The 26807-nt window shown below is 64.0% G+C and carries 24 protein-coding genes; 5 read left to right on the forward strand and 19 right to left on the reverse strand.

All coding sequences use genetic code 11. The annotated features are described in order from the left end of the window. The 3 genes from acnA to H928_RS0117910 all read right to left on the reverse strand — a co-directional run. The coding region (gene acnA, locus H928_RS28640) for an aconitate hydratase AcnA (protein WP_239645008.1) at positions 1–1972 on the reverse strand (1972 nt) is incomplete at its 3' end. A gap of 502 nt (positions 1973–2474) precedes the next feature. Further along, on the reverse strand, positions 2475–2762 hold the full coding sequence (locus H928_RS0117905) for an H-NS family nucleoid-associated regulatory protein (RefSeq protein ID WP_021027731.1): 288 nt from the start codon (positions 2760–2762) through the stop codon (positions 2475–2477). Positions 2763–2883: 121 nt separating this feature from the next. After that, entirely contained in the window at positions 2884–4191 is a 1308-nt protein-coding gene (locus H928_RS0117910; RefSeq protein ID WP_021027732.1) for a hemolysin family protein, read from the reverse strand. A gap of 26 nt (positions 4192–4217) precedes the next feature. Here H928_RS0117910 and H928_RS0117915 point away from each other — a divergent pair, with 26 nt between their 5' ends. Continuing rightward, complete coding sequence (locus H928_RS0117915; protein ID WP_021027733.1) at positions 4218–5060, forward strand: symmetrical bis(5'-nucleosyl)-tetraphosphatase; 843 nt, start codon at positions 4218–4220, stop codon at positions 5058–5060. Positions 5061–5112: 52 nt separating this feature from the next. On the opposite strand, the gene H928_RS0117920 is transcribed toward H928_RS0117915, so the two are convergent. From H928_RS0117920 to guaD, 4 genes are all read right to left on the reverse strand, one after another. Then, entirely contained in the window at positions 5113–6564 is a 1452-nt protein-coding gene (locus tag H928_RS0117920) for a DEAD/DEAH box helicase (protein WP_021027734.1), read from the reverse strand. 185 nt (positions 6565–6749) lie between these two features. Next, complete coding sequence (locus tag H928_RS0117925) at positions 6750–7628, reverse strand: neutral zinc metallopeptidase (protein ID WP_021027735.1); 879 nt, start codon at positions 7626–7628, stop codon at positions 6750–6752. A gap of 223 nt (positions 7629–7851) precedes the next feature. Beyond that, a complete protein-coding gene (gene dcd / locus H928_RS0117930) occupies positions 7852–8418 on the reverse strand; it encodes a dCTP deaminase (RefSeq protein WP_021027736.1) in 567 nt (188 codons plus the stop codon). A 104-nt stretch (positions 8419–8522) separates the two neighbouring features. Then, positions 8523–9824, reverse strand: coding sequence for a guanine deaminase (gene guaD, locus H928_RS0117935; RefSeq protein WP_021027737.1), 1302 nt, complete (start codon positions 9822–9824; stop codon positions 8523–8525). 285 nt (positions 9825–10109) lie between these two features. On the opposite strand from guaD, the gene H928_RS0117940 reads away from it, so the two are divergent. Beyond that, positions 10110–10580: an HIT family protein gene (locus H928_RS0117940; protein WP_021027738.1), complete on the forward strand. Its 471-nt coding sequence runs from the start codon at positions 10110–10112 to the stop codon at positions 10578–10580. A gap of 65 nt (positions 10581–10645) precedes the next feature. On the opposite strand, the gene H928_RS0117945 is transcribed toward H928_RS0117940, so the two are convergent. From H928_RS0117945 to H928_RS0117990, 10 genes are all read right to left on the reverse strand, one after another. Beyond that, a complete protein-coding gene (locus tag H928_RS0117945) occupies positions 10646–11689 on the reverse strand; it encodes an adenosine deaminase (protein WP_021027739.1) in 1044 nt (347 codons plus the stop codon). A gap of 1 nt (position 11690) precedes the next feature. Continuing rightward, complete coding sequence (locus H928_RS0117950) at positions 11691–12680, reverse strand: aromatic ring-hydroxylating dioxygenase subunit alpha (protein WP_021027740.1); 990 nt, start codon at positions 12678–12680, stop codon at positions 11691–11693. Between the two features lie 122 nt (positions 12681–12802). Continuing rightward, positions 12803–13951, reverse strand: a complete 1149-nt coding sequence (locus H928_RS0117955) for a BMP family ABC transporter substrate-binding protein (protein ID WP_021027741.1) — start codon at positions 13949–13951, stop codon at positions 12803–12805. Positions 13952–14173: 222 nt separating this feature from the next. Beyond that, complete coding sequence (locus H928_RS0117960) at positions 14174–15322, reverse strand: BMP family ABC transporter substrate-binding protein (protein ID WP_021027742.1); 1149 nt, start codon at positions 15320–15322, stop codon at positions 14174–14176. A gap of 78 nt (positions 15323–15400) precedes the next feature. After that, complete coding sequence (locus H928_RS0117965) at positions 15401–16321, reverse strand: ABC transporter permease (RefSeq protein WP_021027743.1); 921 nt, start codon at positions 16319–16321, stop codon at positions 15401–15403. Then, positions 16321–17403 carry an ABC transporter permease gene (locus H928_RS0117970; RefSeq protein WP_021027744.1) on the reverse strand — a complete coding sequence of 361 codons (1083 nt, stop codon included), beginning with the start codon at positions 17401–17403 and terminating at the stop codon, positions 16321–16323. Before H928_RS0117970 ends, H928_RS0117965 begins: the two co-directional genes overlap by 1 nt. Beyond that, positions 17396–18979 (reverse strand): ABC transporter ATP-binding protein, encoded by a 1584-nt coding sequence (locus H928_RS0117975; protein ID WP_021027745.1) that lies wholly within the window; start codon positions 18977–18979, stop codon positions 17396–17398. The genes H928_RS0117970 and H928_RS0117975 overlap by 8 nt, the downstream gene beginning before the upstream one ends. Before the next feature lie 62 nt (positions 18980–19041). Then, the gene (locus H928_RS0117980; RefSeq protein WP_021027746.1) at positions 19042–19989 is read right to left on the reverse strand and encodes a LysR family transcriptional regulator; all 948 of its coding nucleotides are present in this window, start codon (positions 19987–19989) and stop codon (positions 19042–19044) included. Between the two features lie 144 nt (positions 19990–20133). Continuing rightward, a complete protein-coding gene (locus tag H928_RS0117985) occupies positions 20134–22200 on the reverse strand; it encodes a diguanylate cyclase domain-containing protein (protein WP_021027747.1) in 2067 nt (688 codons plus the stop codon). Positions 22201–22404: 204 nt separating this feature from the next. Continuing rightward, a complete protein-coding gene (locus H928_RS0117990) occupies positions 22405–23022 on the reverse strand; it encodes a Crp/Fnr family transcriptional regulator (RefSeq protein WP_052330091.1) in 618 nt (205 codons plus the stop codon). A gap of 306 nt (positions 23023–23328) precedes the next feature. Here H928_RS0117990 and H928_RS0117995 point away from each other — a divergent pair, with 306 nt between their 5' ends. After that, positions 23329–24354 carry a porin gene (locus H928_RS0117995; RefSeq protein ID WP_021027749.1) on the forward strand — a complete coding sequence of 342 codons (1026 nt, stop codon included), beginning with the start codon at positions 23329–23331 and terminating at the stop codon, positions 24352–24354. Between the two features lie 129 nt (positions 24355–24483). Here the strand turns inward: H928_RS0117995 and H928_RS0118000 are convergent, their stop codons facing one another. After that, positions 24484–24762 (reverse strand): PsiF family protein, encoded by a 279-nt coding sequence (locus H928_RS0118000; RefSeq protein ID WP_021027750.1) that lies wholly within the window; start codon positions 24760–24762, stop codon positions 24484–24486. A gap of 178 nt (positions 24763–24940) precedes the next feature. Next, the gene (locus H928_RS0118005; RefSeq protein WP_021027751.1) at positions 24941–25645 is read right to left on the reverse strand and encodes a YebC/PmpR family DNA-binding transcriptional regulator; all 705 of its coding nucleotides are present in this window, start codon (positions 25643–25645) and stop codon (positions 24941–24943) included. A gap of 223 nt (positions 25646–25868) precedes the next feature. Between H928_RS0118005 and H928_RS28645 the strand changes: the two genes are divergently transcribed. Then, positions 25869–26243, forward strand: coding sequence for a hypothetical protein (locus tag H928_RS28645; protein ID WP_021027752.1), 375 nt, complete (start codon positions 25869–25871; stop codon positions 26241–26243). A gap of 66 nt (positions 26244–26309) precedes the next feature. After that, on the forward strand, positions 26310–26807 hold a 498-nt coding region (gene murI / locus H928_RS33585), incomplete at its 3' end, for a glutamate racemase (RefSeq protein WP_239645009.1).

Raw genomic sequence — 26807 nt, forward strand, 5'->3', positions numbered from 1 at the left:
TCGTCGGCCAGATATCGCCCAGGTAGACGTCGCGGCCGTTCTTGCCTTGGCCGACCGGCTCGGTCATCAGGTCCTTGCGCACATTGCCGGCAATCGCATAGGCCACCACCAGCGGCGGGCTGGCCAGGAAGTTGGCGCGGATATTGGGGTGGATGCGCGCCTCGAAGTTGCGGTTGCCCGACAGCACGGCCGCACAGACCAGGTCATGGTGCTGGATGGCGCTGTTGAATTCGGGCAGCAGATCACCGGCATTGCCGATGCAGGTGGTGCAGCCATAACCGGCGATATTGAAGCCCAGCTGCTCCAGATAGGGCAGCAGCCCCGACTCGGTCAAATACAGGGTTACCAGGCGCGAGCCAGGGGCCAGCGATGTCTTGATGTGCGACTGCACACGCAGCCCGGCCTTGACGGCCTTCTTGGCCAGCAAGCCCGCAGCCAGCATCACGCTAGGGTTGGAGGTGTTGGTGCAGCTGGTGATGGCGGCAATCAGCACATCGCCATTGTGCAGGTCCACATCACGCCCTTCGATGCGCTCGGCATGGGCATCGGCCGCTTCCAGTGCCGCTTCCGCATCCACCACGGCCGGCTTGTTGGCCACCATCTCGACCGCATTGCGCGGCGAGCCGGCCGGCAAGGGCTTGGCAGACGGCTCGGCGGTCTCGCCAGCGCCATTGATATGCACCTTGACCGGGCGAGCCAGCTGGTCTGCTGGCAGGTTGAAGCCGTTTTGCGCGACAGGCGCGCTGAACAGCGCATCGAACTTGGCAGCGACCTGGCCGATCTCGATACGGTCCTGGGGCCGCTTGGGACCCGCCAGGCTCGGCGCCACCGTGGCCAGGTCCAGGCGCACCACCTGGGAGTAGTCAATATCCCCCGCCTTGGGCACGCCGTACAGCCCCTGGGCCTTGAAGTAGGCTTCAAAGGCGGCGATCTCGGCCTTGCTGCGGCCCGTGCCCTTGAAGTAATCCATGGTCTTGTCATCGACCGGGAAAAAGCCCATCGTGGCACCGTACTCGGGCGCCATATTACCGATGGTGGCGCGGTCGGGCACCGACAGGCTGCGCGTGCCCTCGCCAAAGAACTCGACAAACTTGCCCACCACCTTTTCGCGGCGCAGCATCTCGGTGACGGTCAGCACCAGGTCAGTGGCGGTCACGCCTTCGCGCAAGCTGCCAGAGAGCTCAAAGCCCACCACATCGGGCGTGAGGAAATAGACCGGCTGGCCCAGCATCGCCGCCTCGGCCTCGATACCGCCTACGCCCCAGGCCACCACGCCCACGCCATTGATCATCGTCGTGTGGCTGTCGGTGCCCACCAGCGAGTCGGGGTAGTAGACATGGTGCTTGTCCTGGTGCACGCCGCGCGCCAGGTATTCCAGATTGACCTGGTGCACGATGCCAAAGCCCGGCGGCACCACGCCAAAGGTATCAAAGGCCTGCATGCCCCATTTCATGAACTGGTAGCGCTCATTGTTGCGCTCGAACTCCAGCTTCATGTTCAGGTCCAGCGCGTTCTTGCTGCCGTAGTAGTCCACCATGATCGAATGGTCCACCACCAGATCGACGGGCACCAGCGGCTCGATGGCGCTGGCATTCTTGCCCATGCGCTCGGCCGTGCTGCGCATGGCCGCCAGGTCAGCGAGCAGCGGCACGCCGGTGAAATCCTGCAGCACCACGCGCGCGACGACAAAAGGAATCTCCTCGGTGCGCTCGGCCTGCGGCTTCCAGTTGGCCAACTGCTCGACATGCTCGGGCAGCACGCGCTGGCCATCGCAGTTGCGCAGCACCGACTCCAGCACGATGCGCAGGGACATCGGCAGGCGCTGGATATTGGGGAATTGCTTGCTCAGTTCGGGCAGCGAGTAGAACTTGCCTTTGCTGCCTTTTTCCGACTTCTTGGACGAAGGGATCGAGAGGGATTTGAAGGTCGAGGCGAACGCATGCTGCGCTGTCTCATGAGCACCTGATTTCATCGTGACTCCTGTTTTGCGGGTATTAGACTGAACGCTGCAAACAGTCTACTCCCGGGCCAGGTCTTGCATATGTCATCCAAAGGCTAAGCCCTGCAATTGCCTCTGCGATCGCAGGTGTGATCGCCATACGATTTGCGCATTCCGATTAAGCATCCAGGCCGGTTAAGCATCCAGGCCGGTTGCCAAGGCAGCGAAATGCGAACCACTCCAGCAGCCGTCCACCCGCAACCCAATCTCCACAGAATCTACAAAATCGTAAAAAAAATGAATAAGCCTATAGATTGTTAAATGCAATTATAGCAAGGCACTATGAGCAATTGCATACATTTAGCACCGCTCAGATATGACGGATGGATGGGCGGATAGTTAGCAACAATCCACTCCTACAAAAATAGGAGAAATTAAGAAGATATGTGCTAATTTTTATAAAGCTGCCCAACCCGTCGACTCCGCAACGAAAAAAAACCTGCCGAAGCAGGTTTTTCTTTGAAGGATGTCCAACTTAAATCGCGAACTTTTCACGATCCTGGCCTTCAATCCACTTTGGCGCCTTGCCACGGCCCGTCCAGGTAGCGCCCGTAGCGGGATCGCGGTACTTGGGAGCGACCTTGGAGCCTGCGGAAGCCGAGCGGCCGCGTGCAGGAGGGAATACATCCTGTTCGGTCAGGCCGTAATCTGCCACCAGCTTGCGCACCTGGTCTACGGCGGTCTTCAGTTCGTTGCGACGAACTTCTTCACGCTGTTGTTGCAGGGCTGCCAGTTGGGCATCGATTTCCTTCAAAGTAGGCATGTTTAATATCCATTCAATTCAGTTAACGCTTGCAGTATACCTAAAAATGCAATAACCGAGTAAGTCCACACATTTTTATATTTAAAGGAATGGTAAACCTGGATCTACACATCTGTAACGTTTAGTAATCAAGTGCCATCGCGTCCAGCCTAGCGATTACCTTGTCGACGCGCTTGCCCTCCAGCGCCAGCACCTCAAATACCCAGCCCGCGCAATAAATCTTTTCCCCCAAAGGTGGCAGATGGCCTGATTCCGCCATCAGCATGCCGGCCAAGGTGTTATAGCGGCCCTTGTCCTCATCGGGCAACTCCTTGATTTCCAAACGCGCCTTCAATTCGGACACCGGCATCAGGCCATCGAGGTACCAGGAGCCGTCGTCATTCTGTACCGCCCAGGCCTCGCTGGCGGCGCCGGGTTTGAGCTCGCCGGTAATCGCTTCGAGCACATCGCGCGGCGTGATGATGCCCTGCACCACCCCGTATTCATCAACGACAAAAATCATGCGGCCCGCACGGGCGCGGAATTGCTCCAGCAGTTCAAAACCGCTGAGCGTTTCGGGCACATAGCTGGCTGCCACGGCCACCTTGGCAATCGCGGTGTTGTGCGTATCAACGACGTCGAGCAGCTGCGCCACGCTGACCAGGCCCACCACATTGTCGAGCGATTCGCGGCAGACCGGATACCAGGAATGCGCACCCTTGCCGCTGGAGGCACGCACCTCGTGCAAGGCCTGGGCCACCGTCAGATGGGCATCGAGCCATTCCACATCGCCCCGGGGCACCATCATCGAGATCAGCGGACGGTCATCCAGATGGAACACGTTCTGCACCATCTGGTGTTCGTGGTGCTCGATCACGCCGGCGTCTCGCCCCTCGTCCAGGCTGGCGACGATTTCCTCTTCGGTCACCGCGCGGTCCGATTCATCCTTGATGCGCAGCAGGCGCAGCACGCCTTGCGCAGAGATGGCCAGCAGCCAGACAAAAGGCTTGGCAATGCGCGACACCCAGGTCAGCGGCAGCGCAATGATGCGCGACGACGCCTCGGGGTACATCTGGCCAATGCGCTTGGGCACCAGCTCGCCAAACACAATGGTCATGAAGGTGATGACAATGATCACCGTGGTCGTGGCCACCACCGACGCAACCGAGGCCGGCATACCCCAGCTGATCAGCGATTGCGCCAACCCATCGCTGAACGCCGCCTCACCGAAAATACCGTTGAGCATGCCGATCGAGGTGATACCCACCTGAATCGAGGACAGAAATTGGGTAGGATTGCTGAGCAGATCCAGCGCCGCCTTGGCGCCCTTGTCGCCACTTTCGGCCATGGCCAGCAAACGGGACTTGCGGCTGCTGGCCAGCGCCAGCTCGGACATGGCAAAGACCCCATTGAGCAAGGTCAAAAGCGCGATCAAGAGTACGTCTAACAAAATAGTTCACAGGTAGTTCAACAAGCATGTCACTTTACTGTATCGGCGATATCCAAGGCTGCGATAGCGCTTTGGGCCGTCTGCTGGCCAAAATCGACTTCTCCCCCAGCCGCGACACGGTCTATCTGCTCGGCGACCTGGTCAACCGGGGCCCCGAATCGGCCCAGACCCTGCGCCGCTGCATGGCTTCGGACGGCAGCATCCTGGCCTTGCTCGGCAACCATGACCTGCACCTGCTGGCGGCGGCGCATGGCCGGCGCAAGTTCTCCCGCCGCGACACCTTGCTGGAAGTGCTGCAGGCACCCGATGCCGCGCAGCTCTTGGAATGGCTGCGCCAGCAGCCGCTGGCACGCAGGCACACACTGGGCGGCGAGCAGCTGCTGATGGTGCATGCCGGCGTGCACCGCAGCTGGGATGCGGCCGATACGCTGCGCCATGCGGCCGAGGTGGAAGCGGTGCTGCGCAGCGACGAGTTGACCCGCTTCTTGCAGGCCATGTACGGCAACACCCCTGCGCAATGGGATCCGCAGCTCACCGGCATGGAGCGCCTGCGCATGATCACCAACGTGCTCACGCGCATGCGCTTTTGCCATGCCGATGGCAGCCTGGATTTTGAGAGCACCGAAAGCCTGGCCGAAGCCCCTGAAGGCCTGACTGCCTGGTTTGACCTGCCCGGCCGCGCCACTGCCAACACCACCATCGCCTTTGGCCACTGGTCCACCCTGGGCGATCTGCAGCGCCCCCACCTGCTGGCGCTCGATACCGGCTGCGTCTGGGGCGGCTGCCTGAGCGCGGTGCGCTTTGGCGACACGCTGGCCGAGCGCGAGCTGATCCATGTCGATTGCGAGCAGGCCCAGCAGCCGGGCTGAAAAAAAGGCCTCAGCGGGTGGCTGAGGCCTTGGTCCATCGTCGTTACCGAGATTATTCAGACGCTGGCGACGGCTTGAACAGCGCAGCGACCTTGCGGCGCGGCTTGATGCCGGGGCCACGTGCTGGCGCCGGCTTGGCGTTCGCATCCCAGGCAGCGGGCTCGGCCGCCTTGGGCTCGTACGGCTTGTCAAAGAAGGGATCTCGCGAGACGGGTGCCGGGCGGTAGCGCTCACGGCGGTCCTGCGCATCGTCCTCGCGCGGCGAGCGGCGGTCGCGGCTGCGCGAGCTGTCGCGCTCACGGCCAGCTTCACGCTCACGGCGCTCGCGGTTGCCATCGTTGAAGCGCTCGCGCTGGGGCTGCTCGTCCAGTGCAAAGTTCTCGACGTCAATCTTCTTCTTGATCAGCTTCTCGATGTCCGACACATGGCGGGCATCGGCATGGGAGACCAGCGTGACGGCCAGACCCGATGCGCCAGCACGGCCGGTACGGCCAATGCGGTGCACATAGTCTTCGGCATTGAAGGGCACATCAAAGTTGAAGACGGCGGGCACATCCTTGATGTCCAGACCACGGGCGGCCACATCGGTGCAGACGAGCAGATCGACTTCGCCTTGCTTGAAGGCTTCGAGCGCCTTGAGGCGTTCGTCCTGGCTCTTGTCGCCGTGCAGCGCTGCGGCACGCAGGCCTTCACGCTCCAGCGTACGGGCCAGGCGCGAGCAACCCAGCTTGCTGTTGACGAACACAAAGGCCTGGCGGATCTGGCGCTCGCGCAGCACCTTGGTCAGCACACGGCGCTTGTCATCGTCCGAGGCAGCGTAGAAGCGCTGCTCGACGGTGGACGCGGTTTCGTTGGGGCGTGCAACCTCGATCGTGACCGGGTCTTGCAGGTAGCTGCCAGCCAGGCGCTTGATCTCGGGCGAGAACGTGGCCGAGAACAGCAAGGTGGTGCGCTTCTTGGGCAGGAAAGACAGGATGCGCTGCAGATCGGGCAGAAAACCGATGTCAAGCATGCGGTCGGCCTCGTCCAGCACCACATACTCCACCTGGTTGAGCACCGCGTTCTTGGCTTCGATGTGGTCCAGCAGGCGCCCGGGGGTGGCCACCAGAATTTCCACACCCTTTTTGAGCTCCAGGGTTTGGGGCTTCATGTCCATGCCGCCAAACACCACGGTGCTGCGCAGCTTGGTGTGTTTGGCGAACTGGGCAATCTGCTGGGCGACCTGGTCGGCCAGCTCACGCGTAGGCAGCAGCACCAGCGCACGCACCGGATGGCGCGCGGGCGATGCCGAGCTGTTTTCGTGCACCATCATCCGCTGGAGCAGCGGCAATGAGAAAGCAGCTGTCTTGCCCGTGCCAGTTTGTGCAGCACCCATGACGTCTTTCCCGGTCAGCACCACAGGGATGGCCTGTGCCTGAATGGGAGTCATGGATGCGTAGCCCATCTCGGAGATGGCTTTGGCCAGGGGCTCGGCCAGATGAAGGTTGGAGAAAGAATTTGTCATGTAAGCCCCCTATTGTCGCACTGCAGACAAATCGGCGCTTGGCTTAACCCTGTCTTGCCTTACGGATTCGCACGCGGCCCCTGAAAAACCTGGCTGGCCAGCGTAGCAACGGGCTCCGCCAGCCTGCAGCAGATTGCCGCAGCGTAGCGGCCCAGCCCGATTTTTGGCGGTCTGGACCCGCTGCATCACAGGCTGCCGACCTGGAAGGTATCGCAGGACTGGACACTGCCGGTCTTGTAACCCTGCGTGAACCAGCGCACGCGCTGGGCGCTGGAGCCGTGGGTAAAGCTGTCGGGACGCACGGTGCCGGTGGCTTCGCGCTGCAGCTTGTCGTCACCGATCTGCTGGGCGGCATTCACGGCCGATTCGATATCGCCCTGCTCCAGCCAGCTCTTGGCCTGCTGCGAATGGTTGGCCCAGATGCCGGCATAGCAGTCGGCCTGCAACTCCAGCCGCACCGACAGCGCGTTTTGCTCGCGCTCGCTGATGCGGCCGCGCATCGCATCGACCTTGCCCGAGATGCCCAGCAGGTTCTGCACATGGTGGCCCACCTCGTGCGCCACCACATAAGCGCGCGCAAACTCACCGGGCGCGCCCAGCTGGCGGCTCATGGTGTTGAAGAAATCCATGTCCAGGTAAACCTTCTGGTCACCAGGGCAGTAGAACGGCCCCATCGCCGACTGGCCGGTGCCGCAGGCGGTGCGCGTGACGCCGGTGAACAGCACCAGGCGCGGCGCGCGGTACTGCGCGCCACCCTTGGTGAAGATGTCGCTCCAGACATCTTCGGTAGAGGCCAGCACCGTGGAGACAAACTTGGCGCCCTGGTCATTGGCCGGTGGCGCCTTGGCCGGGCCTTGCTGCGTGGGCGCGGGCGAGCCGCCGCCCGAGAGCACGCCGATGGTGGTGAGCGGGTTGATGCCAAACACCCCCCAGCCAATCAGCGCCAGCACCACGGTGCCGATGCCGATGCTGCGCCCGCCCAGGCCAAAGCCTCCGCCGCCCCCGCCGCCACTGCCGCGGCGGTCTTCCACATTGCTTGATTCGCGGTTGCCTTCCCATTTCATGGTCGCTCTCCTTGCAGTGCCCTGGCACTGCCTCTGTTATTGATCCGTCTACAGTAGCGCATTTGCGGAGGCCCAGCGCGTAAGACCGGCTCCCGAGCGCGCAGAAAATCTGCCTGCAGCGCCCCCATTGAAGAAAATTTGCAAAGGCCCTGGCGACGCTGCCACCCTCCAGTAAAAAAGCCACTCCAAAACGGGAGTGGCTGCGGGGCTCAGCGCGGCATTGTCAGGCCTTTGGCAAGGTGACGCCATGCTGGCCCTGGTACTTGCCATTGCGGTCCTTGTAGCTCACCTCGCAGGGCTCATCACCGCGCAGGAACAGCACCTGCGCGCAGCCCTCGCCCGCATAGATCTTGGCCGGCAGCGGCGTGGTGTTGGAGAACTCCAGGGTTACATAGCCTTCCCACTCGGGCTCGAACGGCGTCACATTGACGATGATGCCGCAGCGCGCATAGGTGCTCTTGCCCAGGCAGACGGTCAGCACATCGCGCGGAATGCGGAAGTACTCGACGGTGCGCGCCAGCGCAAAGCTGTTGGGCGGAATGATGCAGTAATCGCCTTCAAAATCGACAAAGCTCTTTTCATCGAAATTCTTGGGGTCGACCACGGTGCTGTGGATGTTGGTGAACACCTTGAATTCGCGGGCGCAGCGGATGTCATAGCCATAGCTGGAGGTGCCATAGCTGATGATTTTCTTGCCATCCACCTGGCGCACCTGACCGGGCTCGAAGGGCTCGATCATGCCGTGCTGTTCCGCCATGCGGCGAATCCACTTGTCGCTTTGAATGCTCATGTCTGAAATAACTCCTAGGCGGCATTGTAGCGAAAGGCATTGCCCCGGCGGGCGGCATCTGCTGCCGCCCCGGGGCCTGCCCCTGCACTAGCGCTGCACCAGGATCAGGCCAGCTTCTGCGCAATCCGGCTGCGCTCGATCAGGCGGTCATCGCCCAGAACGATGAGGCTGAACAGCAGCTCCTCCAGATGGCGGGCCTGCGCCGTCTTGCGGGCAATGAGTGGTGTGGCCTGCGGGTTGAGCACGATAAAGTCGGCCTCGCAGCCCGGCTGCAGGTTGCCGACCACCCCGGCCAGGCCCAGCGCCTGCGCCGCACCGGCCGTGTGCTGCCACCACAGTTGGCTGGGCGCCAGCGACAGGCCCTGCTTGTCGCGCCCCTCGCGGCCGACAAAATAGGCCGCCAGCATGGTGCGAAACGGGCTAAAGCTCGTGCCGCCGCCCACATCGCTGGCCAGGCCGTACAGCATCTGCGCGGCATCGGCCTGGGCATAGTCAAAAAAGCCGCTGGCCAAAAAAAGATTGCTGGTCGGGCTCACTGCTGCGGCGGTGCGGGTTTCGTGCATCAGCGCGCGGTCACGCGCATCGAGGTGGATGCAATGGGCATAGACGGCGCGCTCGCGCATCAGGCCCCGGTCGGCATAGACCTGCAGGTAACTGCGGCTGTCCGGGAACAGCGCGCGCACCCAGGCAATCTCGTCCAGGTTTTCGGCCACATGCGACTGGATCCAGACATCGCCGTAGCGCGCTGCCAGCTCACCGGCACCGCGCAGTTGCGCCTCACTGCTGGTGGGCGCAAAGCGCGGCGTGATCGCATACCCCAGGCGGTCCACGCCATGCCAGCGGCGGATCAGCGCCTCGGTGTCGACCAGGCTTTGCTCGGTCTCATCGCGCACGCCGTCGGGCGAATGGCGGTCCTGCAGCACCTTGCCGGTGATCAGCCGCATCTGGCGCTTGTGCGCCTGGGCAAACAGCGCATCGGCCGATGCCGGGTGCGAGGTCGCAAAGGTCAGCGCCGTGGTCACGCCATTGCGCAGCAGCTCATCGACAAAGAATTGCGCCACTTCCGCCGCGTAGGCGGCATCGACAAAACGCGACTCATGGGGAAAGGTGTAGTCATTGAGCCAGGGCAAGAGGCCGCTGGCGGGGGAGCCGATCACATCGGTTTGCGGGTAGTGGATGTGCATGTCGACAAAACCCGGCGCAATGATGCGGCCTGGCAGTTGCTCGACCACGGCATCGGCCCCCGCCTGGGCCAGCCATGGGGCCGACAGCGCCTGCCAGCTGCCGGCGGCCAGCACGCGCTCACGGCCATCGGCGCCCGGCGCCACGGCCAGCAGGCCATCTTCTTCATACAGTGCCTGGCCGTCATCGGCAAAGCGCAACAGGGCGGATCGGTAAATATGCATGGCGCCAAGCTTAGCGTCTGCCAAGGACCGCCGTTATACAAGCGCAGCAATAGTTTCTATGCGCTGCAACTGCGCCTTTAGCAGGGCTGGCTGCTGACCGCGTGGCAACACGGGCTGTGCGCTGACAGCAGCGCCGTGGTGACGCAGGGAAAACCCCAGGCTGAGATGCATGCGCAGGTCATATCTGCGGTCTATAGTGTTTGTTTTACCTGTTGGTTAAATCCACTGGTAGCGGCGCTGCACTGGCAGCAGTCGCTGCCAAAGCCCAAGGAGGAGGCTTGGCCCATGCCGCATTTTGTTGATCCGTCCCCTGCCGGTGTCTGCATTTTCTGCCGAATCGTGCAAGGAGAAATTCCCTCCGCCAAGGTGTATGAAGATGCCTTGACGATCGCCTTCATGGATCTGGGCCAGGTCAACCCCGGCCATGTGCTGGTCGCGACCAAGCGCCATGCGGCCAATATTTTCGAGATCACCGACGAAGAATCGGCGGCCGTGATGCAGACCGCACGCAAGGTGGCGCTGGCTGCCAAAGCCGCTTTCGAGCCCGCAGGCCTCACCCTGCTGCAGGCCAATGGCGTCGAAGGCGGCCAGACCGTCGCGCACTTCCACCTGCATGTGGTGCCGCGCCATGCCGACGACGGCGTGAGCTTCAGCTGGCCGCGCAAGGAGCCTGGCGGCGCGGTGCTCGAAGGCTATGCGCTGCAGCTGCGCAATGCGATGCTGTCGGAGTCAGCACCCGCAGCCGCCGTGGCTTAACGTCGCCGCATACCTGCCAACACCAAGGGCGCCTCGCGGCGCCCTTGTTGCTTTAGCGTTTCGGTTTAACGGGCAGCTTCAGCAAAGGCCATCTGCAGCTGTCCCAGCCAGGCCTGCTTGCGCGTCGGCGGCACAAAGCTGGCCTCAAAGCTGTTGGCGGCCAGCTGGTAGGCCTCGTCCGAGCCCATGCCGGTGGCGGCAAACAGCTGCACAAAGTTCTCGTTGATATAGCCACCAAAATAGGCCGGGTCGTCCGAGTTGACGGTGGCCACCAGGCCGGCCGCCAGCAGCTGCGGCATATTGTGGTCGGCCAGGTCGGGGAAGACCTGCAGCTTCTGGTTGGACAGCGGGCAGACCGTGAGCGGAATGCGCTCGTCCTTGAGCCGCTGCATCAGCGCGGCATCGTGCACCGCTTGCACGCCATGGTCCACGCGCTCGGCATGCAGCACATCCAGCGCGCCCCAGATATAGGCCGGTGGCCCCTCTTCTCCGGCATGGGCCACGCGGCGCAGGCCCAGGTCCTTGCAGCGCGCAAAAACACGGGCAAACTTCTCCGGCGGGTTGCCGACCTCGCTGCTGTCCAGGCCCACGCCGCTGAAATAGGCGCGGTAAGGCAGAGCCTCGTCCAGGGTCTGCAGCGCTTCTTCTTCGCTCAGGTGGCGCAGAAAATTCAAAATCAGCTGCGCGCTGATGCCCCAGCGCTTTTCCGCATCCACACAGGCCTTGTGCAGGCCATGGACCACATTGGCCATCGCCACGCCACGGGCGGTGTGCGTCTGCGGGTCAAAGAAGATCTCGGTGTGCACGACATTGTCGGCCACGGCGCGCTCCAGGTAGGCCATGGCCATGTCGTAGAAGTCCTGCTCGGTCAGCAAGACACTGGCGCCCGCGTAGTAGATATCGAGAAAGCTCTGCAGGTTGGTGAAGGCATACGCCGCGCGCAGGCTCTCGACATCGGCATAGGGCAAGGCCACGCCATTGCGCTGGGCCAGCGCAAAGATCAGCTCGGGCTCGAGCGAGCCTTCGATGTGCATATGCAGCTCGGCCTTGGGCATGGCACGCAGCAGGCCCGGCAGGCGGGCCGCTTCGATCTGGGGGACGGTGTACATCTCAACACACTCCAAAAGTGACGCCACTGGCCTTGAGGTAGCGGCGGTAGGCCACCGACATGCGGTCGGCCGCTGAGTTCAGCTCTGCCTTGGCATCGAGCGGCAGCGGCTTGGGCATCTGCGACTCCAGCACGGGCTGATCCTGGGTAAAGATCGTATGCTGAAACTGCTGCAGCTGCTCGTCCGAGCTGTCGAAATCGGCAACGGCCAGGCGGAACCAGACGCGGCTGCGCTCGGGCGTGACCGGGCAGACAAACAGGCCAATCGCCTCGCGCCAGCCCTGCTTGCTCGATCCGCTCTCGGGTACCTTGGTCAGCAAGGCGGTATAGGGGGCGGTCACCTCATAGGTGTAGTCCACTTCGGCGGGCTTGGTCGAGTGCAGGTTCGACTGAGGCTGGATCGCCTTGCAGCCGGTGGCCTTGACGCCCCGCTCCGTGGCCTCGACCTCGTAGTGCGACATCTCGGTCGCATCGCGGCTGCCCAGCCAGCCTTCGTGCACAAAGCCGAAGTGCGACATATCGAGAAAATTCTCGATGATGCGGGGCGCGCTGGCGTCGACATCGTAGGGGCCGCAGTTGAGCTTGCGCAGGCGCTCATCGGCCTCGGCCTCGAACACCGGCAGCGGCGTGGCGGGCTGGCCCTCGGCATCGGGCGCCAGCTGCACCCACACCAGGCCATGGGCCTCCTGCACGCCGTAGGACGCGACACAGTGCTTGGCAGGCGGCACAAAGGCGGGCACGGCCGGCACCTTCACGCACTGGCCGCCGCTGGCAAACTGCCAGCCATGGTAGGGGCACTCCAGCTGGCCATCCTGCACACGGCCCAGCGACAGGCGGGCACCGCGGTGCGGGCAGCGGTCGACAAAGGCCTGCACCTGGCCTTGCGCATCGCGCCACAGCACCAGTTCCTGGTCCAGCAGACGCACCGGCAGCGGGGCATCCACCACCACATCAGACAAGGCAACCGGGTGCCATTGTTGGGCTTCGATCATCGGGGGAAATCTCTTGGTATAAATGACAAGGCTGCCCTGGGGCAGCCTTGGGTTGCGATGTTAGCACTGGCGTAAAGAACACCTGTGCTACTCGCGTTTAGGCGGGGCGCAAGGCCCGCGCATCACTTGCCAGGAACCTGGCCTTCCACGCCCTTGATGTAGAAGCTGATGCCCTTGAGGAAGTCGTCGTCGGCCACCTTGTCGGCCGCCAGGATTTCCTTGCCGTCCTGGCCCAGGATGGGGCCCTTCCAGATGCTGAAGGTGCCGTCCTTGAGGCCCTTCTTGACTTCTTCGACCTTGGCCTTGGTTTCGGCCGGCACATCGTCAGCCATGGACACCAGGTCGATCGTGCCTTCCTTCACGCCCCACCAGGTCTGGCGGCTGGTCCACTTGCCTTCCAGTGCGCTGCGGGTGGTGTCGATGTAGTACGGCGCCCAGTTGATGATGGCCGAGCCCAGGTGGGCCTTGGGGCCGTAGGCGGTCATGTCCGAGTCCCAGCCAAAGGCGCGCTTGCCCTTTTCTTCGGCGGTCTTGAGCACGGCCGGCGAGTCGGTGTTCTGGAACAGAATGTCCGCGCCGCCATTGATCAGGCTCGTAGCCGCTTCGGTTTCCTTCGGAGGGCTGAACCATTCGTTGACCCAGACCACCTTGGTGCTGATCTTGGGGTTGACGCTTTGTGCGCCCAGCGTGAAGCTGTTGATGTTGCGGATCACCTCGGGGATCGGCACCGAGCCCACCACGCCCAGCGTGTTGGACTTGGTCATCGAGCCGGCGATGATACCGGCCAGATACGCGCCTTCGTAGGTGCGGCTGTCATAGGTGCTGACATTGCCGGCCACCTTGTAGCCGGTGGCATGTTCCCATTTCACATCGGCAAATTCGGGCGCCAGCTTCTGGATCACGTCCATGTAGCCAAAGGTGGTGCCAAACACCAGCTTGTTGCCCTGGGTGGCCATGTCGCGCAGCACGCGCTCGGCGTCCGCGCCTTCGGGCACGCTTTCCACAAAGCTGGTCTGGATCTTGTCGCCAAATTCCTTCTCCAGCGCCTTGCGCGCCTGGTCGTGCGCAAAGGTCCAGCCGCCGTCGCCCACCGGGCCCACGTAGGCAAAGGCGATCTTCAGCGGATCGGCTGCAGGCGCGGCAGCTGCTGGGGCAGCAGCCGGTGCGGGCGCTGGCGCCTCTTCCTTCTTGCTGCAACCCACCACGGCAGCTGCGGCCAGCGCGGAGAGCGCAGCCACCTTGATCAGCGAACGCTTATGGAAATCAGTCATCTGTGTGTCCTCGAATGTTGTTGGAATGCCGAGCTCTACAAGCCACTATGCCGGCCTGCAGCGGGTAGAACATCGCCCGGCCAATATATGCATAAATCGGGCCAGGTTCCAAGTGCAGCCGGCGCCGCCGCGCTGCACTGTTGTTTGTTTGCCAGCAGGCCCGCCAGCCCCTGCTTGGCGCTGGCTAGCGCGACCTAAGGCTACCGGGCGCTGCAGCCCGGCTTACTTGGCGCCGGGCACGGCGCCTTCGATGCCCTTCACATAGAAGTTGATGCCGCGCAGGAAGGCATCATCGCCCACCGTGCCGCTGGCCAGCACTTCCTGGCCCTTGTTGTCCACGATCGGGCCGGTCCAGACCGCGAAGCTGCCGTCCTTCATGCCTTGCTTGGCCTTTTCAACCTTGTCCTTGGCGCCCTGGGGCACCTGGTCGGCGATCTTGACCAGGTCCATCGCGCCTTCCTTCACACCCCACCAGAAGTTGCCCGACTGCCATTGGCCGGCCAAGCTGTCTTCGACCACCTTGCTGTAGTAAGGCGTCCAGTCGATCACGGCCGAGCCCAGGTGGGCCTTGGGTGCGAAAGCGCTCATGTCGCCGTCTTTGCCAAAGGCGTAGACGCCGCGCTCTTCGGCGGTCTTGAGGACGGCGGGCGAGTTGGTGTTCTGGTACATCACGTCCACGCCGCCGTTGATCAGGCTGGTGGCCGCTTCCGACTCCTTGGGCGGTGCAAACCATTCATTCACCCAGACCACCTTGGCCTGGATGCTGGGGTCCACGCTCTGCGCGCCCAGCACAAAGCTGTTGATGTTGCGCACCACTTCCGGAATCGGCACCGAGGCGACCACACCGACGGTCTTGGTCTTGGTCATCGAGCCGGCCACGATACCGGCGAGGTAAGCGCCTTCAAAGGTCTTGGTGTCGTAGACCGCGACATTCTCGGCCTGCTTGTAGCCGGTGGCGTGCTCGAACTTCACCTCCTTGAGGTCGGCAGCGGCCTTTTGCACAAACTCCTGGTAGCCAAAGCTGGTCGCAAAAATGAGCTTGTTGCCCTGGCCTGCCATGTCGCGCAGCACGCGTTCGGCATCGGCCGACTCGGGCACGCTCTCGACCATCGAGGTCTCGATCTTGTCGCCAAACTTCTGTGCAATTGCCTTGCGGGCCAGCTCATGCTGGAAGGTCCAGCCGCCGTCGCCAATCGGGCTCACATACATGAAGCTGACCTTGAGCTTGTCGGCAGCAGGGGCGGCGGCAGCCGGCGCAGGAGCTGCCGGGGCGGCGGGCTCTTCCTTCTTGCCGCAGGCGGCCAGGGTCGCCAACGACAGGGCCGACAGGCCGATCAACTTGATCACGGAGCGCTTACGCATGGTTTGCATGGATGAATCCTTGGTTTTTATAAAGAACGGACGAAAAGCGGGCCGCTGTTATCGTTATGGGCGCGTGCTGACACGCGCCTATGACCCGGGATAGAAAGGCTTGCCCAACGAAGCCGGCATATTGGCGCGAATCCAGGTTGGATTGCGCGAGATCAGCACCAGCACCACGATGGTGGCCAGGTAAGGCAGCATGGACAGCAGCTGGCTGGCCAGCTGCACGCCGCTGGCCTGCAGATGGAACTGCAGCATGGTCACACCGCCAAACAGGTAGGCGCCCAGCAGCACCCGCGCGGGGCGCCAGGTGGCAAAGGTGGTCAGCGCCAGCGCAATCCAGCCCCGGCCCGAGACCATGCCTTCGACCCACAGCGGCGTGTAGACGGTGGAGATATAGGCACCGGCCAGGCCGCACATCGCGCCGCCAAACACCACCGCCATCAGGCGGATGCGGCGCACCGGGTAGCCCAGCGCATGGGCGGATGTGGGCGATTCACCAACGGCGCGCAGCACAAGGCCGGCGCGCGTGCGGTAGAGGAACCACATCATCACCAAGACCAGCGCCATGGCGCCATACACCAGCGGGTGCAAGGTAAAGAGCGCCGGACCCAAGAGCGGGATATCGGCCAGGCCCGGGATCGCATACTTGGGCAGGCTGGGCAGCTTGGCCTGCACATAGGACAGGCCGACAAAAGCCGAGAAACCGGCGCCAAACAGCGACAGTGCCAGGCCCGTGGCGTACTGGTTGGTGTTGAGCCAGATCACCAGCACGCCAAAGATGGCGGCCAGCACGGCGCCCGCCAGCATACCCGCGCCAAAGCCCAGCCAGGTGCTGCCGGTGTGGACCACGGTGGCAAAACCGGCAATTGCGGCGCACAGCATCATGCCCTCGGCTCCCAGGTTGACGATGCCGGCCTTCTCGTTGATCAGCAGGCCCAGAGCTGCCAGCGCCAACACGGTGCCAGCGCTCAGCGTAGCGCCCAAAAGCAGTGCATAGGATTCCATCACAGGCCTCCCTTCACTGCGGCGCGCGATGCCACCCAACGCAGGCGGTAGACCACTAAGGTGTCACAGGCCAGCAAGGTGAACAGCAGCAGCCCCTGGAAGACGCCGGTCAGGGCCTTGGGCAGGCCCAGGCGCGACTGCGCCAGCTCGCCGCCGATATAGAACATGCTCATAAGAATCGCGGAGAAAACCATGCCCACGGGATGCAGGCGACCGACAAAGGCGACGATGATGGCCGCAAAGCCATAGCCGGCGGGCACATAGGGCGTGAGCTGGCCCAGGGGGCCGGCCACTTCCAGCGCGCCGGCCAGGCCGGCGGTGGCGCCCGAGATCATCAGCGCCGTCCACAAGGCCTTGCGCGACGAAAAGCCGGCATAGCGGGCCGCCGAGGGCGCCAGGCCACCCACCTGCTGGGCCAGCCCGGCGCGGGTGCGGAACAGGTAGACCCACAGCAGCGCAGCACCGGCCAGCGCAATCAGCACGCCGATGTTCATGCGCATGCCTTGCACCAGTTTGGGGATTTGCGTGATCTTCTCGAAACTCTTGGTCTGCGGGAAGTTGTAGCCCATCGGATCCTTCCAGGGCCCATAGACCAGGTAGCCCAGCACCAGGGTGGCGACATAGACCAGCATCAGGCTGACGAGGATCTCGTTGGCATTGAAGCGGTCGCGCAGCCAGGCCACGATGCCGGCCCAGACCATGCCGCCGAGCATGCCAGCCAGCAGAATGACGGGCACGATCCAGGGGCCGGTGTTCTTGTCGGCCAGCAAGGCCATGCCGCCCGCGGCCACGGCGCCGATGACAAACTGGCCCTCGGCACCAATGTTCCAGACATTGGAGCGAAAGCAGACCGCCAGGCCCAGCGCAATCAGCAGCAGCGGCGTGGCCTTCATCGTCAGCTCGCCCAGCGCGTAGCCGGACTTGATCGGCTCCCAGAAAAAGGCCTGCAGGCCTTTGACCGGGTCCTTGCCCAGCAGCACAAACAGGCCGACCCCGATCAGCACCGTGATCAGCAAGGCCAGCACCGGCGAGCCAAAAGTCCAAAAGCGCGAGGCCTGGGGGCGTTGCTCCAGCTTAAGCATGGCGGCCCTCCTCGGCGAGAGCGGCAGCCGGGGCGGCATTGCGGCCTTCCCAGAGGCCACTCATCCATTCGCCGATCAACTGCACCGAGGCATCGGCCCGCGCCACCGAGGGCGACAGGCGGCCCTTGGCAATCACATGCAGGCGGTCACTGATTTCAAACAATTCTTCCAACTCCTCACTGAGCACCAGCACGGCGCAGCCCGCATCGCGCAGCGCCAGGATCTCGCCCCGGATCTGTGCTGCCGCGCCCACATCCACCCCCCAGGTGGGCTGCGAGACGATCAGCAGGCGGGGCTTGGCATCGATCTCCCGGCCCACGATGAACTTTTGCAGGTTGCCGCCCGAGAGCGACTGCGCACTGGCCTGCGGGCCACCAGCCTTGACACCAAAGCGCGTGATGATGCCACGCGCCATCTGGTCGAGCTGGCCCATGCGCAGCCAGCCACCGGCGCCCAGCATCTCATTGCGCGTCAACACCAGGTTGTGCGCCAGGCTCATGCTGGGCACGGCGCCCCGGCCCAGGCGTTCTTCGGGCACAAAATGCAGGCCCAGCGCGCGGCGCTGGCCCGGGCCCATGCGCCCCATCGGCGTGGCATCCATCAGCACGGCCTGCGGCTCGGCGCGCATGTCTTCGCCCGAGAGCGCATACAGCAGCTCCTTTTGGCCATTGCCCGAAACACCGGCAATCCCCACCACCTCGCCGGCCCGCACCTGCAGCGAAATGCCATCCAGGTCCACACCAAACGGGTCCTGCTTGGCCAGGCGCAGCTGCTGCACGCTGAGCACCGTGGCCCCTGCCTGGCTGGGGCGTAGCTTGAGCATCGGCGGCTCTGCGCCAATCATCATGCGCGACAGCGAGGCATTGCTTTGCTCACGCGGGTCGCACTCACCGGTCACCTCGCCACCACGCAGCACCGTGCAGGCGGTGCACAGCGCGCGGATTTCATGGAGCTTATGGCTGATATAGAGAATGCTGCAGCCCTCGGCGGCCAGCTTGCGCAGCACGACAAACAGCTTTTCCACCGCCTGGGGCGTGAGCACCGAGGTCGGCTCATCGAGGATCAGCACGCGGGGGCGGGTGAGCAAGCCGCGGATGATCTCCACCCGCTGCATCTCGCCCACCGACAGGCTGTGCACCGGCCGCTGGGGATCAATGTCCAGGCCATACTCGCTGGCCACCTCGGTGATGCGAGCGGTCACTTCTGCCAGCGACATGCTTTTGTTCTGGCCCAGCCAGACGTTCTCGGCCACCGTCAGCGTGTCAAACAGGCTGAAATGCTGGAACACCATGCTGATGCCCAGCTGGCGTGCCTCCTGGGGGTTGCGGATCTGCACTGGCTGGCCATTGACCAGGATCTGGCCCTCATCGGGTTTGACCGAGCCGTAGATGATCTTCATCAGCGTGGACTTGCCCGCGCCGTTCTCGCCCAGCACGGCGTGGATTTCCCCGGCGCGCACTTTTAACGATACTTTGTTATTGGCTACAACCGCTGGGTAGCGCTTGGTGATGCCGATCAGCTGTAACCGGGGCGCGGCCGCGCCATCGGTTGTCGGTGTCGGGGTCTGTTCTTTCATGGGCGGCAATTGTCCCTCAAATTGTTACCCGAGCGCGGGATAAAACGCGAAGATGCGCTCACTCACGGCGAATAGCCCGCCGGGCTTCGCAGCGAGAGCGCGGTTTTTTTCAGGCAGCTGCGCAGCCAGATGGCCGCATCAGAGGCATGGGTTCGGGCGTGCCACAGCAGGTAGTAATCGAGCGGCGGCAGCGCCAGCGGGCAGTCCAGGATAGCCAGCGCATGCGTGTCGACAAAGCGCTCACAGAACTGGCGCCCCGTGGTCAGCACAAGCAAGCTCGATGCCACCATGGCCGGAATCGCACTGAAGTGGGCGCAGCGCGCCATGATGCGCCGCTCCACCCCCAACGCATCGAGCCGGGCATCGATGATGCCGCGCGCGCCCGGGTGCGTGGCAGTGGGCGCAATATGCTCGGCCTGCAGCCAGGCCTCGACATCCCAGCCCCGCCGCACCGCCGGGTGGCGGCGGCTGACCAGGCTCACCACGTCGTCGCTCATCAGGCTGGTCATGTGCAGGTCACCGGTGGGCTGCAGCCAGTTGCCCACCACCACATCGATATCGCCCTGGGCGAGTTGGGCGTGGTAATGGGTCTCGGACGACAGCGGGTAGATCTCCACCACGCACAGCGGCGCCTCGGACTTGATGCGCGCGACCAGCGCGGGCAAAAACAGCGGATCGAAGTAATCACTCGCTGCTATGCGGAAGGTGCGGGTCGCCGTCTGCGGGGCAAAATCGCGGGCATCGCTGAACAGGCCTTCGGCAGCGCGCAGGATGGCCGCTGCGGGCTCGACCATGCGCTGGCCCTTGTCGGTGGGCATCATGGCCGCGCCCGAGCGCACCAGCAAAGGGTCGCCCACCAGGTCGCGCAGGCGCTTGAGTGCGGCCGACACCGCCGGCTGGTACATGCCCAGGCGCAAGGCGGCCCGCGAGACGCTGCGCTCGGTCAGCACCGTGTGCAGCACCCGGATCAGGTGCAGGTCAATCTTGTCAAACAGGGCTTGGTCGCGCATGCGGGTATTTTGAATCTGGACATTCAAGCTTATCAGCCGGGGGCTGCAGCCTATCCCGGTTGTTACCCCAAGCTGTGGCGGATGCCCCTCAGCCCCTTGCCTTCAGAACCTGTTCAATGTCTCCCCGCCCTGCGCCCCCTCCCTTCAGGCCACCTTGGCCTCACGCCAGCAGGCGCGGTTGCCGCCCTGGCGCTTGGCGCTGTAGCTGGCCATGTCGGCGGCGCGCACCGCCTGCAGCGCATCGGAAAACGAGGCATCCATCTGCAGCAGACCGATGCTGACGGTGACCACAAAATGCTTGCTGCGCAACTGGGGCTGCCAGTTCTGCAAGGTGTCGCAGAGCTGGGCGGCCAGCTCATGGGCCTTTTCCGGGCTGCACTGGCGCAGCACCAGCGCAAACTTGTCGCCCGCCACCCGCGCCGCATAGCCCTGAAAAGGCTGCAGCAGCTGCAGCTGGCGCGCCACATGCTGCAGCACCAGATCGCCCTGCGCATGGCCGGCCAGCGCATTGATGGCCGACATATTGTCGACATTCACATAGAACAGCACCGGCGCACTGGGTGAGGACTGGTCCAGCCCCTCGCGCCGGGCCTGCAGCAAGGCGGTCAGGTGCAGCAGCAGGGCCTCGTAGTTGGGCAGCAAGGTGAGCTTGTCCATGCGGCTGGGCGACTGCGCGGCCACGCGGGCCTGGCCGGCGCGCACAAAGCACCAGCGCAGATCCGGCCCCGCCTGCGCAATGTTCACCAGGTGCAGGCTGACCATGACCGGCGCACCCGACTGGTGGCGCAGCACCACGCTGGTCTCGGCGCTGCCCAGGCGCTCCAGGTCCGGGGCCAGTTGCGCCCAGGCCTGGTCAAAATCCTGGTCGGCCATGGCCAGCATGTGCACCGGCTGGCCTTGCAAGTCCTGGCGGCTGTAGCCCAGCAAATGGGCCAGCGCCTGGGAGACCTGTTGAATCTGATCGCGCTGCAGCAGCAAAAAGGAAAAGCGCGCATGCGCGAGCACACTCTCGGCCAGTTGCTGCTGCTCACGCAACTGCTCGGCCAGCGATTCGCGTTGCTGCCCCAGCTCCTGCAAGTGCATGCCCATGCGGTCAATCTCATCGGGCGGCGGGCCGCTGGCTGGGTCGGCCGCCTGCACCGGGCCCGAGGCCAGCGCCAGCACCGGGGCGGGCGCAACTGGCAGCGGTGTCTGCGCCACCAACTGCTTGAAGCGCCGGCTGTGCCCCCACAGCCACAGCCAGGTCAGTGCCGCCAGGGCCAGCGGCATCAGCAGCAGCCACCACCAGCTGCGCCACTGGCGTCCCCAGCTTTGCAGGCTCTGGTCATGGGGCATCACACGCACCACCAGCCAGCGGGCTGCGGGCATCTGCGCGACGCTGACAAGATTGGGCGCCAGCCACCAGGACTGCGCAGTCTGGGCGCCGCCACGGGCAGCGCGCTCCTGCCAGCGCTGCAGCACCGGGGCCAGCAAGGGGTCATCGTCGGTCGTGCCCAGAATGCGGGCCGGGTCGGGGTGGGAGATCAGCACGCCTGCGGCCGTCATCAGCACCAGCTGCCCACTGTCGGGCGGGGTAGCGGCCAGCGATACCGGCAGCAGGCTTTGCGACTGCAGCCGCAGCACCCCGGCCATCGCGCCCTGCACCGTGCCCTGCTTGTCGCGCAGCGGAATGCCCAGCGCAATGCTGGGCCCGCCGGACGCGCTTTTGAAAGGTTCGGACACCAGCGGTTTGCCGTCGACCATCACCCGGCGCAGCAGATCCCGCTCCGCCGGCTCCACGGCCTCATCGCCCTCGCTGGCATCGCGCACATGGCGCCGGAAAACCTCGGCGCCGCGCGCATACACCAGGCTGTCGAAATAGCGCGTGGCCGCCAGGCCCTGCTCCAGTAGCGGGGGCTGCTGGGACGCAGGGCCCTGCACCCAGGGCGCCGCCGCCTCGGCCAGGGCGCCGAGCACCTTCTGGCTTTGCTCGAGCTTGCTGCCCATCAGCCTGGCGAGCATCTCGGTCTCGTCGGCCTGCTGGGCCGACAGCTGGGTGATCACCGTCTGCTGGCTGGCATGGATTGCCAGCCACTGCACCAGCGCCGTGCCCATCAGCACCATCAAGGGCACCACCACCCACAGCCGCCACAGCCAGGGCCCGGCCGTATCACGCAGGTCGTCTACCGGAGGGGCGGGATCGGGCTGCCAATGCACCGGCCTGTCATCCATGCCGGGCTACCTGGCCCGCAGGGCCCGGAGGCACCAGCCGATCCGGCAAGGGCAAGTCATCGTCTTTGGCACAGGGCACCTCCTTTCAGGTGCCACATCTTGGCGCTTATGTACCGGCGCCGGTATCAGGACAAAACCGGACCGAGAAAACCCGCGTCACCGTTTGGCCCGGCCGATCCAGTGCGGGGGCGCCAATCGGGCCGGCTAGGACTTGGCCAGCTGGCGCAGCGATTCGGGCTGCGGCAGCCAGAGGTTCTTGCCCAGGCCGTCGAGCAGGCCCTGGTCGCGCAATTGGCGCAGCACGCGCGAGAGCGTCTCGGGCGCAATGCCCAGGTGGGCGGCAATCTGGCGCTTGGATTGCGCCAGTTGCACCCGCAGGCCCTGGTCGCCGGGCGCGGCATGCCCCCCCAGCCACTTGGCGCAGCGCGCCACAGCATCCTGCGCCACCCGGCTGACCGCGAGCGCCGCCTGCTGGCAGTAGCCCTGGGCCATGCTGGCCACCAGGCCCTGGGCCTCCGCGGGCCATTGCAGCAGGTAGCCGCGCAGCTGCGCCACCGGCACCGCGCGCCATTGCACGGCAGTACGCGCCACCATGTCCACCGCACAGGGCTGGTCGGCCAGTGCCGGCGCGGCATCGAGCCAGCAGGGCCCCTCCATCACCCCGAGCAGGTGGCGCATGCGCCCCTCTTCCTGCACCCCAAAGGCGACCGAGCCCCGCTCCAGGTACAGCACATCCAGCAAGGGCTGGTGGCGCTGGCGCAGCAAGGCACCGGCGCCGGCGCTGTTCGGGGCAAATTCATCCAGGCAGAGTAAGTCAGGCATGGGCCGCACTTTGCCCCGATTGCCGCCTGCGCACATTGAGCTACATCAATCCTTGCCAGCGATCGACAGCCCCAGCAGCGGCCGCTTCAGCCCCAAACCAGCGGCCTCATCAGGCATCAGCGGCCAAGAACCTGCCTTAACTCCTTGCAAAAACCATATACCCCCAATATGCGGCGTCCACGCCACACCTCGGGTCTTTACCAGCGGTTTTTTTAGCTTTTGGCACACATATTGCTCAGAGCGGTCGGCACTGACTTCACAATTCACCGCTATCACAAATTCACACGCTTGTAACAAAGGAATGCCATGAACAACAAAAAACTGCTCGCCCTGGCCGTGATGGCCGTCTGCGCCTCCGCAGCGCAGGCCCAATCGTCGGTGACCGCCACCGGTCTGGTTGATATGTATATCGGCTCGATGAAGGCTCCCGGCGATGATGGCCGCACCTCCACGCTGGGCAGCGGTGGCATGACCACCTCCTGGTTCGGCTTCAAGGGCACCGAAGACCTGGGCGGCGGCCTCAAGGCCAGCTTCCTGCTGACCAGCTTCATGCGTGCCGACACCGGCACGCCCGGCCGCTTCACCGGCGACGTCTTCTGGTCGCGCGATGCGCTGGTCTCGCTGTCCGGCGATTTTGGTGCCGTGACCCTGGGCCGCACCGTGGCGCCCAACTTCGTGCCATCGATCTCGATGAACCCCTTTGGTGATTCCTTCACCTTCTCGCCGCTGGTGCTGCACCAAAACGTGTCGCTGTTCAACAAGAGCGGCTGGCAGAGCAGCAACCCCTCCGACACCGGCTGGAGCAACCAGGTGATCTACAGCACGCCCAAGGTCGGCGGCTTCAGCGGCAACCTGCACTACCAGTTTGGTGAGCAGGCCGGCCAAGGCGGCAAGAACAACATCGGCCTGAACGCCACCTACGCCAACGGTCCTTTTGCCATCACCGGCTTCTATGAAGACGTGGACATGAGCAACCCCGTCCCCGCCGTGCTGGCCGAGAACCACCGCAACTGGATGCTGGGCAGCAGCTATGACGCCGGTTTTGTGAAGGCCTATGCGACCTACGGCCAGACGACCGGCAAGGACACCGACTTCAAGATCAAGACTGCCAGCCTGGGCGCGACCGTGCCGCTGGGCGCCACCAGCCGCATCCTTGCCGGCTGGGCCCACAGCAAGCTGCAAGACAGCAATGCCAAGCGTGACACCGTCTCCGTCGGCTACAACTACGACTTCTCCAAGCGCACCGACGGCTACGCCATCGTGATGTACGACAAGGTCAAGGACTTCGGCAACGGCACCAGTTTTGGCGTCGGCATCCGCCACCGCTTCTAAACGGTTTCTGTAGCGATCTGTGCGGCCTTCGGGCCCACCACGCAAAACGCCAAGCATGTGTGCATGCTTGGCGTTTTTTCTTGTCGGTTCGGCAGACCCAGCGCCTTAGCGCCGGATCGAGAGAAGTCTTTACTTCTTCAGGCACTCGCTCATGAAGGCCTTGCGCTCGTCGCCCTTCTTGCCGGTCGCATCGACGTTGCAGGTCTTCATGCGTTCTTGCTGGCGCTTGCGTCCGTCGGACAGACAACTGGACATGAAAGCCTTGCGCTGATCGCCCTTGAGCTCCTTGGTCTTGGCCTCGGTGTTGCAGGTACCCATCAGCTGCTGCTGGGCCGTGGGGGTCTTGTCGGCTGCCAGCGCAAACTGGGATGCCAGCGCGATGCTGGCAAGGACGATGAGTTTTTTCATGGTATGGGCTCTTATCTAAACTGCGCCGACGACCAGCGCATGCGAATTTCTGCATATCTGGCCCGCCCTGTCAATGGGCAGATGATAAAGAAGCGCAAACTGCTGACGAGAGCCACACAAGCGCCCATGAAAAAACGGCCTGCGCGGCCGTTCTCAAGCGGGTGGGCAGGGACTGGGATCAGTCCACCAGGCCCACATAGATGTTCTGCACATCGTCGTCGTTTTCCAGACCGGCCAGGAAGGCTTGCACCTCTTCCTGCGCTTCGGCAGGCAGGCTGGCCATGCTGATGGGGGTCTTGGCCTTGTAGCCCAGCTTGGCCGACAGCACCTTGATGCCCTGCTCTGGCAAGGCCTTGCTGACGGTGTCCAGGTCCGTCGGCTCGGTGATGAACAGGGTCACGCCCTCTTCTTCCGCCGGCTCGAAATCCTGCGCGCCCGCTTCGATCGCGGCCAGCTCCACATCGGCGCCGTTTTCTGGCTCGCCTTCGACCATGCCCACATGGTCAAAATCCCAGGCCACGGCCGTCAGCTGGCCCTTGCGGAAGCACACGCGCATATTGGGTGCCGTGCGGTTGGGGTTGTCGGTCAGGCACTCGACCATCACCGGCACGCGGTGCGGCGCATAGCCTTCGAACAGCACGGTCGAGTAGTTGACGGCATCGGCGCCAGCGCCCGAGCCCTTCTTGATCGCGCGCTCCAAGGTGTCCTTGGGCATCGATGCCTTGCGGGCCGCTTCCACAGCCATGCGCAGGCGCGAATTGCTGGCTGGGTCACCCCCGCCCAAACGCGCTGCGACCGTGATTTCCTTGACCAGTTTGCCAAAGAGTTTTCCCTTGGCATCAGCGACCAGCGCCTTGCCCTTTGCTTTCCATTGCGCGCCCATGGCTGCGTTTTCCTAGTTGTTGGTTGGGCAGCAGCGGTCGCTGCTGGCAACAATGCCGGGCAAAGCCCAGATTGACAGGGCAAATTTATACACTGCCGCCCAAGGCTGTGCTGAGCATAAGGGGAAATCTGTGCCAAAAACCTGGGGCATCGCTGCGGCCAGGCGACGCGGGGGCGACGGCGCCGCGCGGGTTGCGCCCGCCGTTCAAAGGCACAATGGCGCCATGCAAGTTCTGCAGCGACTTTGGCGATGGCCCCAGGCCCAGCGCACCCCTCTGCTCTGGAGCCTGGGCGGCCTCGTGCTGTCCTTTGTACTGCTGGGCCTGCCCGGCTTTGCCAGCTATGCGCCGGCCGAACAGCTCTTTGTCTGGGCGGGCGATGGCGCGCTGCTCCAGGCCATCCATGGCGACAGCCTCTGGCCCATTCTTATCTCGGCGAGCTTTTTGCAGGCCTTGCTGATCACGCCGCTGCACTGCCTGCTGCGGCGCTGCTGGCCTGGCCTGGCGCGCTGGCCCCATGTGCTGGGCGTCGTGCTCGGGGTCTGGCTCATCAGCATTGTCTGCACCTGCCTGATGCTGCTCGCTGCGGTCGATGCATAAAAGCCGCAGCCTGCCTACAATCACGGCGCCCACGCTTTTTTCTCAGCTTTGACCCTGCACGCTTCCATGCCCCACCCTCTCTCCCCCATTGGTGTTTTTGACAGCGGTATCGGCGGCCTGAGTGTGCTGCGTGCACTGCGCGATGTGCTGCCCGATGAGCAGTTCGTCTATGTGGCCGACAGCGGCAACGCCCCCTATGGCGAGCGTGGCGACGCCTTTGTGCAGCAGCGCTGCGCCCACATCACCCAGCAGATGCGCGAGCGCCACGACATCAAGGCGCTGGTGATTGCCTGCAACACGGCCACCGCAGCGGCGATTGAAGGCCTGCGCGAGCAGCACCCCGGCCTGCCTATCATCGGTGTGGAGCCCGCGCTCAAACCCGCCGCCCAGTACAGCCAGACCCATGTGGTGGGCGTGATCGCCACCCAGGGCACCGTCAGCAGCAGCCGCTTTGCCACCTTGCAGGCAGCGCATGCCACGCAAACCCGCTTTGTGGTGCAGGCCTGCAATGGGCTGGCGCGCGCGATTGAAGACAGCACCCGGCCCGGGCGCGATGCAGCCGCC

This window comes from Comamonas sp. B-9 (assembly GCF_000410635.1).
GTDB lineage: Bacteria > Pseudomonadota > Gammaproteobacteria > Burkholderiales > Burkholderiaceae_C > Comamonas.

Coding starts and splice junctions, on each gene's coding strand:
- H928_RS0117905 (WP_021027731.1), bottom strand. CDS start 2,762: ATGCCTACTTTGAAGGAAATCGATGCCCAACTGGCAGCCCTGCAACAA.
- H928_RS0117915 (WP_021027733.1), top strand. CDS start 4,218: ATGTCACTTTACTGTATCGGCGATATCCAAGGCTGCGATAGCGCTTTG.
- H928_RS0117920 (WP_021027734.1), bottom strand. CDS start 6,564: ATGACAAATTCTTTCTCCAACCTTCATCTGGCCGAGCCCCTGGCCAAA.
- H928_RS0117925 (WP_021027735.1), bottom strand. CDS start 7,628: ATGAAATGGGAAGGCAACCGCGAATCAAGCAATGTGGAAGACCGCCGC.
- dcd (WP_021027736.1), bottom strand. CDS start 8,418: ATGAGCATTCAAAGCGACAAGTGGATTCGCCGCATGGCGGAACAGCAC.
- guaD (WP_021027737.1), bottom strand. CDS start 9,824: ATGCATATTTACCGATCCGCCCTGTTGCGCTTTGCCGATGACGGCCAG.
- H928_RS0117940 (WP_021027738.1), top strand. CDS start 10,110: ATGCCGCATTTTGTTGATCCGTCCCCTGCCGGTGTCTGCATTTTCTGC.
- H928_RS0117945 (WP_021027739.1), bottom strand. CDS start 11,689: ATGTACACCGTCCCCCAGATCGAAGCGGCCCGCCTGCCGGGCCTGCTG.
- H928_RS0117950 (WP_021027740.1), bottom strand. CDS start 12,680: ATGATCGAAGCCCAACAATGGCACCCGGTTGCCTTGTCTGATGTGGTG.
- H928_RS0117955 (WP_021027741.1), bottom strand. CDS start 13,951: ATGACTGATTTCCATAAGCGTTCGCTGATCAAGGTGGCTGCGCTCTCC.
- H928_RS0117960 (WP_021027742.1), bottom strand. CDS start 15,322: ATGCAAACCATGCGTAAGCGCTCCGTGATCAAGTTGATCGGCCTGTCG.
- H928_RS0117965 (WP_021027743.1), bottom strand. CDS start 16,321: ATGGAATCCTATGCACTGCTTTTGGGCGCTACGCTGAGCGCTGGCACC.
- H928_RS0117970 (WP_021027744.1), bottom strand. CDS start 17,403: ATGCTTAAGCTGGAGCAACGCCCCCAGGCCTCGCGCTTTTGGACTTTT.
- H928_RS0117975 (WP_021027745.1), bottom strand. CDS start 18,979: ATGAAAGAACAGACCCCGACACCGACAACCGATGGCGCGGCCGCGCCC.
- H928_RS0117980 (WP_021027746.1), bottom strand. CDS start 19,989: ATGCGCGACCAAGCCCTGTTTGACAAGATTGACCTGCACCTGATCCGG.
- H928_RS0117985 (WP_021027747.1), bottom strand. CDS start 22,200: ATGGATGACAGGCCGGTGCATTGGCAGCCCGATCCCGCCCCTCCGGTA.
- H928_RS0117990 (WP_052330091.1), bottom strand. CDS start 23,022: ATGCCTGACTTACTCTGCCTGGATGAATTTGCCCCGAACAGCGCCGGC.
- H928_RS0117995 (WP_021027749.1), top strand. CDS start 23,329: ATGAACAACAAAAAACTGCTCGCCCTGGCCGTGATGGCCGTCTGCGCC.
- H928_RS0118000 (WP_021027750.1), bottom strand. CDS start 24,762: ATGAAAAAACTCATCGTCCTTGCCAGCATCGCGCTGGCATCCCAGTTT.
- H928_RS0118005 (WP_021027751.1), bottom strand. CDS start 25,645: ATGGGCGCGCAATGGAAAGCAAAGGGCAAGGCGCTGGTCGCTGATGCC.
- H928_RS28645 (WP_021027752.1), top strand. CDS start 25,869: ATGCAAGTTCTGCAGCGACTTTGGCGATGGCCCCAGGCCCAGCGCACC.